Genomic DNA, 12162 nt, shown 5'->3' with positions numbered 1-12162 from the left:
GCGCGGTAGCGGTCCCGGCGCTCCTCCGGCCCGGCGCCCGGCGCGCGGAAGTCGAACCGCGTGACGACGTAGACCACTACACCCGCGCCCCGGCCAGCTCGGTGTACGCGGTGCCCCGCTCGTCGCGCTCCCACCAGGTGTCCGCCGGCGCGGCGCCTGCCCCTGTGCCGTCAGACCCTGTGCCGTCCGCGCCGGCGGCCCCCACGCCCTGCCTGACGAGCTCCCGCTTGAGGATCTTGTTGGTCGCTGGTGGGCAGGTCCACGGAGATCCGGACCCAGCGCGGCCACGCCTTGGGCGACAGGTCCGGCTGCGAGGCGAGGAACTGCTCGAACGCGGCCGGCTCCAACTCCGAGTCGTGGCGGGGGACGATCGCCGCGGCGAGCTGGTCACCCACCCCGCGCGGATCGGGCAGACCGTAGACGGCGACCCGCGAGACCGCCGGGTTGCGCAGCAGGATCTCCTCGATGATGCCGGTGGCCATGTTCTCGCCGTCGACGCGCAGCCAGTCCCCGCTGCGCCCGGCCAGGTAGACGAAGCCGTCCGCGTCGCGGTAGGCCAGATCGCCCGACCAGTACATCCCGTCCCTCATGCGGTCGGAGGTCGACGTGTCGTCGTTGTAGTAGCCGGCGAAGAACCCCGCCCCCTCGGTGTTGACGAGTTCGCCCACACACTCATCGAGGTTGGTCACGGCGCCGTCGTCGTCGAACACCGCGCGGGGACACTCCTCCCCGGTCGCGGGGTCGTACACGGCGACCCCCGGGAACGGTTCCCCGATCGACGCCAGCGGCGAGTTCTCGGTCCGCACGATGATCACCGCGAGCTCGGTGGAGCCGTAGGCGTCGCGGACCTCGCACCCGAACCGCTGCGCGAAGGCGGGGATGTCCTTGGCCGCGGCCTCGTTGCCGAACGCGGCGCGGAGCGTGGTCTGGGCGTCGTCGGGGCGGGGCGGGGTGTCGAGGATGTAGGCCAGCGGCTTGCCCACGTAGTTCATGTAGGTCACGCCGTAGCGGCGGATGTCGTCCCCGAACCGGGTCGCACTGAACCGGCGGGCCAGCGCCATGGTGGCGCCCGCCGCGATCGCCGGGGAGAAGCCGCTCATGATGGCGTTGGAGTGGAACAACGGCATGGACAGGTACAGCACGTCCTCGGAGGTCAGACCGAACGACGGCGCGAGGTTCTCTCCGGACATCGTCACCGTGAAGTTGCCGACCTGCACCGCCTTCGGATCACCCGACGTGCCCGAGGTGAAGATGAGCATGAACGGGTCCATGGCCTCCACCGGCGGCGGGTCCTGGGGGGCGGACGACGACGCCACCAGCGCCGCCCACTCGTCGGAATCGGTGTCGATCACGCTGACCTCGCCCAGGTCGAGGCCGTCCAGCAGCGGCTTAAGCTCGGAGTCGGTGAGGATGACCTGGCACTCCGCCTTGCGGATGTCACGGGCCAGCCCCTCCCCCCGGCGGGTCGCGTTGAGCCCGACGGTGACGTACCCGCCCGCCGCGCCCGCCGCCAACGCAAAGAGCATCTCCGGGGTGTTCTCCAGGAGCGTGGCCACGTGGAGCGGCCGCGCGGGATCCAACATCCCCGTGACGGCGCCGGCCCGGGCGTCGGCGCCCGCCAGGTAGTCACGCCAGGTGATCGAGGTGTCGTCGTAGCGGATCGCGACGGAATCGGAGTCGGCGTGGCGGCGGAGTTGCTCACGGACGGTGTCGGCCATGTGGGAATTCCTTCACGGGTGGCGGTGTGATCTGGATCATAACCACGACGCTGACATGCGTCAGGGAATCGCGGACGGAACCGCCCCGGCGCTCGGTTCTCTGCAGCGGAACGCGCGCGCCTCTACTGTGGCGAGCACTCCGACTGGACAGTTCGCACCACAAATCCGACTCGATCAACGGGAGACCACACATGGACGTCGCCGCCGTCGCCGCCACCGCACCGGACGCACCCCTGGAGAAGACCACGATCCGACGTCGGGACACCGGCCCGGACGACGTGCTCATCGAGATCGAGTACGCCGGCATCTGTCACTCCGACATCCACCACGTGCGCGGCGAGTGGGGGAAGACCACCTACCCCGTGGCGCCCGGGCACGAGATCGTCGGCATTGTCCGCGAGGTCGGTTCCGAGGTCACCCGGCACGCGGTGGGCGACCGCGTGGGCGTCGGGTGCCTGGTCGGCGCCTGCCACGAGTGCGCCTCCTGCCAGGCCGGCCAGGAACAGGAGTGTGAGCGCGGGTCGGTCGCGACCTACGGCTCCCCGCTGCCCGAGGGCGACCCCGAGGGCCCGGTGACGAACGGCGGCTACTCGACCCACATCGTGGTCGAGGAGCCCATGGTGGTGTCCGTACCGGACGGGCTCGACCCGGCCGCGGCGGCGCCGCTGCTGTGCGCGGGGATCACCATGTTCTCGCCGCTGAAGCAGTGGAATGTCGGCCCGGGCACCAAGGTCGCGGTGATCGGCATGGGCGGACTCGGCCACGTCGGCGTGAAGCTCGCGGTGGCGATGGGCGCCGAGGTGACGGTCCTGTCGCAGACCACCTCCAAGCGGGACGACTCGCTGAAGTACGGCGCCGTGGAGCACTACGCGACCGCCGGCGACGAGGGCAAGGCCACGCTCCGCGAGCTCCGCGGCACCTTCGACGTCATCCTCAACACCGTCTCCGCGAGCCTGCCGATGGACCGGTTCCTCGCCACACTCAAGCCGCGCGGAGCGCTGGTCAACATCGGCATCCCGACCGAGCCGATGTCGGTGCGGGCCGGGTCCGTCGCCGCCGGGCGCAGGATCCTGACCGGATCCATGATCGGGGGGATCCCCGAGACCCAGGAGATGCTCGACTTCTGCGCCGAGCACGGGATCACGGCCGACATCGAGCTCATCTCGGCGGACAAGATCAACGAGGCGTACGACCGCGTCGTGAGCTCTGACGTCCGGTACCGGTTCGTGATCGACGCCAAGACGTTCTAGGGGTGGGCGTCAGGTTTCACCGGTGAACCACATCCAGATGAATGTCGCCACGAATCCCACCGTCGAGAGGATGAGGACGGTCCGGCTGTAGTGATCCTCCCAGGCCATCTGGATGAACCGCCGCTTGAACTCTTCCCACTTGCCGTCCCAGAATCCGGGTTCCGGTTCCAGGGCGGGGTGTTCGTAGGGGTGCGGGTCGCGTTCCGACGGGTCGTCCCATCTCTGCCCATACCTCATGGTCGTGTCACCTCTCTGCCGTGTGGGCCCGGTACCGGTCGTGAGCCATATCGCCCGCCTGCTGTCCCAGGTACGTCCCGACGGCCGCACCGATGCCGGCGCCGATGAACGTGCCGAGGGGACCGAACATCGTTCCTGCGACGGCGCCGGCTGCGGCGCCTCCGAGCGCGCCGCCACCCAGAGCCCCGAGGGTCTCCGCGACGGCCTCGCCGGTCGACGTCTTCCCCTGGGCGTGGGCCTTCACGCCGTCGTACACCGTAAGCCCGCCACCGACCGGACCGGCGACCCTACCGAGTCCCCGCAGTCCTGTCGCCGCGGCTCTGCCGAAGTCGTCAGGGGCCGGGTTGAGCATGTGCTTCCCCCGCGTCAGTGGATCGAGTTCATCGGCGACGTCCGGATAGCCCCGAGACGCGGCCCCAGTCATCGCGTCCACACCGCGACCGGGCCACGGGTCGTCCGGGCCCGGGATCGGCGACCGGTCGACCTCAGGTGGGATCGCGGCGTGCAGCCGGGCGGCGATCCCGTCTATCTGGCGCCCGTAGTGATCATCGAGGGAGCGCACGGTGTCGACCGCGGAGCTGATCGCCTCCGCATGCTCATCTACCGTCGATTGATCGATGTCGTCGCGACCAGACAACGGACGCACCGACGATTCGCCCACCTGCAGTCCGGCTGCCTCGGCATCGGCGATCCGATCTCGAACCGTCTGAACTGCCGGCCCCAGCGCAGCGTGCGAGTTCCGGAGAGCATCAGCCAGATCCTCTAGTCCGTCAGCCAGCGTGCTGACGTGCGACTTCTCACGTTCCACGGTGTCGAGAACGGCGTCAGCGGCCTCCCCGTCCCAGCCATCATCCAGCTCCACCGCACCGTCGACCAGGTCCCTCCGGATGCCCTCCGCCACCGAGCCCCGCCGCCCGACCTCGCCGCCGGCGCCCGCCACTGCGGACACGTCCCAACGACGAATGTCGCCGACTGTCCAGCTCACCGCCGGGCCACCGCTGCGAGGAGAGCCGCGAAGTCCTCATCCTCGGCCTCGAGGAACCGGTGCGCCTCGGCAGCGAAGTCGGCCAGGCCCCCGAGCCGACCCGCGATTCTCGAGGCGCACACCGCGGCAGCACCGCACGCCCGGTCCACCGCCTGCTCGATCGCCGACCCGCCCGGAAGACCGCCGCCCAGACGTGCCGTGACCTCGGGAAATGTCACCTCCGCGGCCGCCTCCCCGCAGTCGCGGAACACCGAGACCGCGCTCGCGATCTTCCCGGCATCCGCCCTGATCGTCCCGTCGGGCACGAGCCCTCCTCGTCGTCGTTCCGGTCTACTACCGGGACGCCCCCGTGGCGTCCTCACCATGTACGACGCGCGCCCCACGCCGATCGGTTCCCCCGTGTCGTACCCGTGGTGTGTACTCGGGAGTGTGGAAGGGACACCGGTCACCGCCGGTTCCACCCACGACCCGGCGGCGTCGCCCGGCGTCGGGACCTCTCCCCTCGAGGAGTGCACCATGTCGCTCACCTGGACCCCCACCCTCGACCGCGCGCTCGCGGTCGCCGCCCGTTGCCACGCCGGCCAGACCCGCAAGGACGACCCGACGCCCTACATCGCCCACCCGGTCGCGGTGGCGCTGATCGTCTCGGACTTCACCTCCGACGAGGACGTGGCGGTCGCGGCGCTGCTGCACGACGTCCTGGAGGACGTGCCGCCAACGGTGTACTCGGCCGACGACATGACCGCCGAGTTCGGCGAGCGGGTCACGGAACTCGTCCGCGGCGTGTCGGAGGAGAAGACCGCCGGTGTCCAGACCCCGCCGTGGCGGGTGCGCAAGGAGGGCTACCTCGCGCGACTGGCCGAGGACTCCCACGAGTGCCTGCTCATCTCGGCCGCCGACAAGATTCACAACCTGCGCTCGATGGTCACCGCGCACGAGCGGCTGGGCGGTGACATGTGGGGCCTGTTCAACGCCGGGCCGGAGGAGAAACTGTGGTTCTACCGCGCGATCGCCGACGCCGTCGCCGAACGGCTCGGTGACTGCACCGCCTCGCGAGAACTCCGCCGGGCGGTCGACGACGTGGCCGCCCTCGCACCGGTGGGATGACGCCGTGCGTGACCAGCTCTCCGGCCCGGGCAGCGCGCCGCTGCGTCCCGCGGAGGACCCCTGGGACGGTTTCGAGACCACACTGGCCGGGCATCTCCGCAGGCCGGGGGCGGTCGGCGCGATGGAGTTCACCCCGCCGTCCGACGCGTCCGGAACGCGGGGGCGGTGCATCGTCCACCTCGCGCCCGGCGGCGAGCGCGCCTGGGTGACCGTGCGCCTCGCCGGTCACCCCCTCGTGGAGGAGATGATCGCCCACACCGCCCCCACCGCGCCCGCCACCATCGCCCGGGCGGTCGTCGATGCCTGCCGCGACCGGCTCGGGGTACCGCACCCCCAACTGCTGACCCTGCGCTGCCAGGGCACGGTCGGGCGGCACACCGGACCGCTGCGTCTGCTCCGCTGGGACTCGATCCCCATCGGCAACGACCCCGCCGACCACCCGAACCCCATCGACGTGGCGGTGGAGGTGGCCGACCACGAGGACGCCCGGGAACGGTTCGAGGCGATCGTCGAGAGAGTCACGGGACGGGCCTGCGTGGTCGACGACCGCGGAGCCATCGTCTCCGACCACGTCGGCCACCGGATGCACGTCTCATTCGACGAGGACGAGCCGTACGCGCGCATCTGGGCGTGGGTCGTGCGGGGAGTGCGCTCCAGGTCCGACGCGGCGCTCGAGCTGGCTCGACTCAATCTCGACGACGACCGCACGTCGTGGATCCTCGACGGCCGGCACGTCCTGCAGCGGACCACCGTGCCGGTCGCCCCGCTGCTCCCCCGCCACGCCCAGGTAGCGCTCGAACACTTCCTGTTCACGTTCTCCTCGACGCGGGACGCGATCGCGGCGAGGCTGGGGCCGCGGTAGCAGCACAGACGAGAGCCGGTGCATTCGATGACCTGAATGCACCGGCTCTCTCCGGCGACCCTGACGGGACTCGAACCCGCGACCTCCGCCGTGACAGGGCGGCGCGCTAACCAACTGCGCCACAGGGCCGTGCTCGTGGCACGGGGTAGGACATTAGCGGAACTCATGAACGGACCCGCAGCGACCCCCTCGTACCGGGGGCACGGCCGCACACGGGCGATACGAGACCGTCCCTCCCGGACCTGTCGTACCCGTGGGGCACCATGGCGGTGTGACCGGAACCCAGGCTCGTCCCAGCGCCCTCGTCGCCGAGGTCCGCCGCCTCCGCGGCACCGACCCTCTCGGCCGGATCACCGTCCTGGTGCCGTCGTTCGGTGCGGCCAGGGACCTGGTGAGGGCGCTGGCGCTCGACGGTGGGGCCGTCAACGTGGCGGTCCGGACCGCCTCCCAGGTGATCAGCGAACTCTCGGCGCCCGCCCAGGCACCGAGGGCGGCGCTCCCGTTCCCGCTCCTGGCCGCCGCCGTCGATAAGGCGTTGGACGCCGACCCCGGGCATCTCGAGGCGGTAGCCTCCGAGCCCGTCACCGGGCAGGCCGTGGCGCAGGCCTGCCTGCGGCTGGGGACCGTTGAGCCCGGGTCGGTCACCGCCCAGACCCGCCTGCACTCGGAGGTCCTCCGGCTGGCCGACGAGGCCCATGAGATGACGGGGGCCGCGTACTACACGCAGTTCGAGGCCGTGAGCGTCGCGTTGGAGCGCCTGGACGAGCTGGGCCGGATCGTGCTGGCCGCGCCGCTGCGCGGGACGCAGGCCGAGCGCAGGCTGCGGGCAGCGCTGGACCAGCGGGGCATCTCTCCCCTGCCCGGTACCGGATCGGACCACCTCGCCTCCGCCGCCGAACCCGGCACCGGGAACGCCGTCACCGGCACGCACGTGCTCCACGCGTCGGACTCCGATGACGAGGTGCGCGCGGTGGTCCGTTTCGCCCGCTCGCGCCTGGCGGACGGGGTCCCCGGCCACCGGATCGGCGTCTACTACCCGTCACCGGACCCCTACCTGCGGCTGCTCCACCGCGCGTTCGGCGAAGCCGGGATCGCCGTCCACGGTCCCTCCGACGCGGGGTTGGGTCGCTCCGGTGCCGGTCGCACGCTCGTGCGGCTGCTCGGCCTGGACGCCGACCGTATGCCGCGCGCCGAACTCCTCTCGATCGTCGCCGAGGGGGCGATCGTGGTGTTCGACGACGAGGGCGCCGCCGTCTCGTCCAGGCGGTTGGAGATCCTCACCCGGACGCGCTTTCCCGTCATCGGCGCCGGCGACTGGGACCGACTGGGGGAACACCTGCGGGCTGAACCGGAGGAACTCGCCGAGTCCGACCGGGCCGCGGCGGCGGCCGTGCTGCGCCTGATCGCGACCGTTCGTTCCGGACTCGCCGCCGTCGACGCCGCGCGCACCTGGACGGCCGCCGCAGACGCCGTGACCGGCCTGGTGACCTCACTGTTCCGCCAGAGCCCCGACCGGGCGTCGGTCCTCGCGGTGATCGGTTCCCTCGGCGATCTGGACGCGATCGCGCCCGCGATCACCCGGGATCGAGTGGTCGGTGCGGTCGCCACACGGCTGGACGGGATCGTCGACCGGGTGGGCGAGGAGGGCGCCGGGGTCGCCCTGGGTCCGATCGACGATGCCGTGGGCCGCGACCTGGACACCGTCTGCGTCGTGGGGATGGCGGAGGGCCTGCTCCCCGTGTTGCACAAACCCGACCCGCTCGTGCCCGAAGGCGCGGTCGAGCCCGAGTCGTCCGACATGCTCGACGAGCGGTACCGGGTCCTCCAGCTCGCGCTGGCAGCCGGATCCGAGCACCGCCTGTGTTCGTTGCCCCGTGGGTCCATGCGAGGCGGCGGCAACCGGATCCCCTCCCGTTGGCTACTGCCCACCCTGACCCGTCTCGCCGGGAAGCCGGTTCGCGCCACCACGTGGCAGGAAGACGTCGCCGGATGCCCGGCCGTCACCGCGGTGCCCTCGTTCGTCGAGGGCGTGCTGACCCCGCCGGCCGCGCTCGGCTCCGATCCGGCCACCCCCTCTGAACTGCGGATCCGGGAACTCTCCGTCAACGGTTGGCAGCCCCGGACCGGGGCCCCTGAATTGATCGCCCGCGCCCACGAAATGCGTCAGGACCGTCGGCGCGGCCGGTTCACGCGGTTCACCGGTGACGTCTCGTCGGCCGCCGACCTGCTCACCGTCCTCGACCACCCGCTCTCACCCACGAGACTGGAGGACTGGGCCCAGAGCCCCTACCTGTTCTTCCTCTCGACGGTGCTCCGGGTCCGGACACTCGACGACCCGGCTGCGGACATCGAGATGGACCTGCGCGACTACGGCGATCTCGTGCACAGGATCCTCCAGCGCTACATCTCCGATCGACTCGAGACCGGGTCCGGACCCGACCGCGACCTGCTCATGAGAGCGCTGCGCAGTGAATGCGAGGCCGCGATCGCGACCTCGCCCGGCCTCGTCGCCTCACTGTGGCGTCGGCGGGAGATCCTGCTCGCAGCCGAACTCGACCGGTGGTTCGCCGAGGACGAGGCGGACTTCGAGACCGGGTGGCGCCCGGCAGCGACCGAGCTCGGATTCGGGCGTCGGGACGCCGACGGCCCGGTCGTCGAGATCCCGTTCGAGGTGACGACCTCCCGGGGGACGACATCGGTGCTCCTCGCCGGGTCCATCGACCGGCTCGATGAGCGGGCGGACGCACTGCGGGTCACGGATTACAAGACCGGTAAGCCTCCCGGACAGGACGACCGGCCGACAGAGGACGATCCCACCCTTTCCGGCACGCGATTCCAGCTGCCGCTCTACGCCGCCGCCGCGGAGACGGCCGGCGATCTGCCGGTCCGCGAGGTGCGGTACTGGTACTGCACCGAGCGCGGGGAGTTCGAGCGGATCTCTCTCGGCGTCTCCGTCGAGGTGATGGACAAGGTCCGCGAGGACGTGGGCAATCTTGTTGACGCCCTCCAACGGGGATGGTTCCCGCTCAAGGGCGGGCGAGGCTCCTCCCGCGACCTCGCGAACCTCATCGGGGGTGCGGAACTCGACCGAATTTGGGAGCAACTCTCCCGACAGGATCCGGTCGCGTCCCACCCCGCGTTCGACGGCCTCCTCGCCGCCGACCCGACCGAGATCGAATCGGAGACGTCCGCATGAGCCAGCTGCCCGACCGGTCCGCCCGTGCCCGCGTCGCCACGGACACCTCGGCGACCCTGTTCGTCGAGGCCGGGGCCGGCACCGGCAAGACCCACGCACTGGTCAGCCGCCTCGGTGCGCTCCTCTTGGAGGACGCAGTGCCCGTCGAGGAGATCGCGGCGATCACGTTCACCGAGAAAGCGGCCGCCGAACTCCGCGACCGGCTCCGGGTGACGCTGGTCGACAAACGTGCCGACGGCGATGACCGCGCCGACGCCGCCCTGGCGGGGCTCGACACCGCCGCCATCGGCACCCTCCACTCCTTCGCCCTGCGTCTGCTCTCCGAGAATCCGCTGGAAGCGGGGATCCCGCCGAGGGTCACCGCCCAACAGGACACCGCCGAGGCGACCGCCGTGGAGGCCTTGTGGCAGGAGTGCGCCACCGTCCTGTTCGGCAGCGGCCCGACCGCCGCCCGGACAGGCAACCTCGCACGCGCCGTGGACGACATGCTCGACGCCGGCGTGAGCACCCACGCCTTCCGGGAGGTCGTCGAGGCACTGCACCGCGACTGGGACCGCCTGCCCACCGAGCCCCAGTACGCGGGTGCCGCCGAACTGCCCGGGACACCGGACCTGGCCGAGGTCGTCGCCACGGTGGGATCGATCGTCGGGTGGCGGGACGCCTGCCAGGACGAGACGGACCTGATGTACGCGACGCTCGGCAAGCACCAGACCTGGCTCGAGAACCTCGAGGCCTCGACCGCCGATCCGGCAGCCTCACCGACGTGGGTCGAGCTTCTCGCGAATCCGATCGGGGTCGGACGCGGCGGAAAGGGAGCCAGCTGGGGAGGCAAGGAAGCGCTCGACTCCATCAAGGAGGACATCAGGAAGCTCCCCGGCCTCTGCGGTGGGATCCTCGAAGCGCACTGGCGTCCCCGCATCGCGGTGGTTCTCGACGCTCTCGTCCCGGTGGTGCTCCGACACGCCGCCGACCGTCGCCGTCACGGCACACTGCAATTCCACGACCAGCTCGTCCTGGCGCGCGAGTTGCTGCAGAACCCGACTGTCCGCGAACGCGTCAGGGCGCGCTACCGGCGGATCCTCATCGACGAGTTCCAGGACACCGATCCCATCCAGCTCGACATCGCCGAGTTGCTCACGGCCGCAGCCGACGGTTCCGGGCCCGAGCCCGGCCGACTGTTCACCGTCGGAGACCCCAAGCAGTCCATCTACCGGTTCCGGCGCGCGGACATCGCCACCTACCTCCGCGCCCGGGGCCGCGACGAGGCCGGTATCGAGATCGAGCGGCTGAGCACCAACTTCCGCTGTTCACGCCCGGTCCTCGACTGGGTCAACGAGGTGTTCTCCGAGGTGCTCACCGCGACCGACGGCGTCCAGCCCGAGTATCGGGACCTCGAACCCGCCCCCGACCGACCGCCGTACGACCCCGCCCACGGGCCCCGTCCCTTCGTCTTCCGCACCGACGACGCGCCCCCGCACTGCCCGCCGGATGCGAGCGAGGACCACCGGCGACACTGGACCGAGGCTGCTGATGTCACCCGGGTGATCGCCACGGCGATCCGCGAGGGGTGGACCCACGAGTCCAAGGAAGGTCAGCAGAGCCCACTGCGACTCGGGGACATCGCCATCCTCCTGCCCTCGCGCGGCTCACTACCCATGCTCGAGACCTGCCTCGACCACGCCGGGATCGACTACCGCACCGAGGCCTCGTCGATCGTCTACGGGACACCCGAGATCCGCGAACTCCTGCTCGCGGTCCGCGCCGTGGCCAACAGCGCCGACGAGGCCTCCCTGGTGGGTGCACTGCGCTCACCGTTGTTCGGCTGCGGTGACGACGACCTCCTGCGCTGGCGCGCCGCCGGGGGCTCCTGGGCGCCCGGTGCCCCGGCTCCCGCCGACCTCGTGGGGTCGCCCGTCGCCGAGGCGATGGGGTACCTCTCGGCCCTGTCCCGGGACACCCGACGCCCCGGCGAGCTACTCGAGAAACTCGTCCGCGACCGCATGGTCTTCGAGGCCGTCGCCGACTCGCCCCGCCAGCGCGACCTGTGGCGCCGGATTCGATTCGTCATCGAGCACGCCTGGCAATGGGAGGAGTCCGCCGCCGACTCCGCACGCGCCGACCTGCGCGATTATGCAGACTGGGCGCTGGCGTTGACCGCGGAGGACGCCCGGGTCCCCGAGGCCGCGATCCCTGAGATCGGGGTGGACGCGGTCCGCATCACCACCATCCACGCCTCCAAGGGGCTGGAGTACCCGATGGTCATCGTCGCCGGGATGAGCCGGAAGTGGCCCGCCGACCGGGCCCGGCTCCTGTGGACCGACGACGACCCGCCACGACCTGCGGCCTCGTTCTCCACGATCGTGCGGGACCCCGCGTTCGGCCGAGCCTCCGAACGCGAGGGCGCGCATTCGCTGGCCGAGCGGGTCCGCCTGCTCTACGTGGCCGCCACCCGTGCCGAATCCCGCCTTGCCGTGTCAGGACACGGCTACGTCCTTACCCAGAAGAAGACCCCCCGCAAACTGTGGGGCTCCCTGTTCGGGTCGGTGGTCGAGGAGGCCGATGCACCCCCGCTGGCCGAGTACGGACAGGACCTGCTCGAGGCCGCGGCGACACCGGCCGTGGACGTGCCCGACGCGGCCGAGTGGAGCGAGCGCAGCCGGGAGATCTCGGCGAGATCCGCCGAGCGCGCCGGCTGGTCCGCGACCCGGATCGTGCACGCGGAGGTGGCCGACAGGACCGCCGACGCGGACACGGGCGAGCACCAAGACGAGGTGGCGGAGCCGCGACCGCTTCCCGAGCGGCTCGCC

8 protein-coding genes, 1 tRNA gene and 1 pseudogene are annotated in these 12162 nt (G+C 71.3%); 5 read left to right on the top strand and 5 right to left on the bottom strand.

The window, feature by feature from the left end; translation table 11 throughout:
* Window positions 1-76 precede the first annotated feature (76 nt).
* Window positions 77-1718 (bottom strand): annotated as a pseudogene (locus G6023_RS04625) (AMP-binding protein).
* A gap of 191 nt (window positions 1719-1909) precedes the next feature.
* On the opposite strand from G6023_RS04625, the gene G6023_RS04620 reads away from it, so the two are divergent.
* A complete protein-coding gene (locus tag G6023_RS04620; RefSeq protein WP_067715405.1) occupies window positions 1910-2968 on the top strand; it encodes an NAD(P)-dependent alcohol dehydrogenase in 1059 nt (352 codons plus the stop codon).
* Window positions 2969-2977: 9 nt separating this feature from the next.
* Here the strand turns inward: G6023_RS04620 and G6023_RS04615 are convergent, their stop codons facing one another.
* Genes G6023_RS04615 through G6023_RS04605 form a run of 3 tightly spaced genes read right to left on the bottom strand, consistent with a single transcriptional unit; the run spans window position 2978 to window position 4495 of the window.
* Window positions 2978-3205: a hypothetical protein gene (locus G6023_RS04615; RefSeq protein ID WP_007626596.1), complete on the bottom strand. Its 228-nt coding sequence runs from the start codon at window positions 3203-3205 to the stop codon at window positions 2978-2980.
* A 7-nt stretch (window positions 3206-3212) separates the two neighbouring features.
* Window positions 3213-4154: a WXG100 family type VII secretion target gene (locus tag G6023_RS04610; RefSeq protein WP_235027716.1), complete on the bottom strand. Its 942-nt coding sequence runs from the start codon at window positions 4152-4154 to the stop codon at window positions 3213-3215.
* Window positions 4155-4186: 32 nt separating this feature from the next.
* Window positions 4187-4495 carry a hypothetical protein gene (locus tag G6023_RS04605; protein ID WP_067715410.1) on the bottom strand — a complete coding sequence of 103 codons (309 nt, stop codon included), beginning with the start codon at window positions 4493-4495 and terminating at the stop codon, window positions 4187-4189.
* A gap of 211 nt (window positions 4496-4706) precedes the next feature.
* Here G6023_RS04605 and G6023_RS04600 point away from each other — a divergent pair, with 211 nt between their 5' ends.
* Entirely contained in the window at window positions 4707-5297 is a 591-nt protein-coding gene (locus G6023_RS04600) for an HD domain-containing protein (protein WP_067715507.1), read from the top strand.
* A gap of 4 nt (window positions 5298-5301) precedes the next feature.
* Window positions 5302-6159, top strand: a complete 858-nt coding sequence (locus tag G6023_RS04595; RefSeq protein ID WP_182634205.1) for a T3SS (YopN, CesT) and YbjN peptide-binding chaperone 1 — start codon at window positions 5302-5304, stop codon at window positions 6157-6159.
* A 55-nt stretch (window positions 6160-6214) separates the two neighbouring features.
* On the opposite strand, the gene G6023_RS04590 is transcribed toward G6023_RS04595, so the two are convergent.
* A tRNA-Asp gene (locus G6023_RS04590) sits at window positions 6215-6288 on the bottom strand.
* A gap of 142 nt (window positions 6289-6430) precedes the next feature.
* Between G6023_RS04590 and G6023_RS16255 the strand changes: the two genes are divergently transcribed.
* Together G6023_RS16255 and G6023_RS04580 are read left to right on the top strand one after the other, a co-directional pair.
* On the top strand, window positions 6431-9355 hold the full coding sequence (locus G6023_RS16255) for a PD-(D/E)XK nuclease family protein (protein ID WP_132062294.1): 2925 nt from the start codon (window positions 6431-6433) through the stop codon (window positions 9353-9355).
* A partial coding sequence (locus G6023_RS04580) for a UvrD-helicase domain-containing protein (protein WP_182634204.1) occupies window positions 9352-12162 on the top strand: 2811 nt, incomplete at its 3' end. The genes G6023_RS16255 and G6023_RS04580, both read left to right, overlap by 4 nt.

Origin of the sequence: Dietzia sp. DQ11-71 (genome assembly GCF_014144995.1) — a bacterium.
Taxonomy (GTDB): domain Bacteria; phylum Actinomycetota; class Actinomycetes; order Mycobacteriales; family Mycobacteriaceae; genus Dietzia; species Dietzia kunjamensis.
The sequence above is the reverse complement of the archived record's forward strand: the minus strand, read 5'-3'. Positions and strand labels throughout refer to the sequence as shown.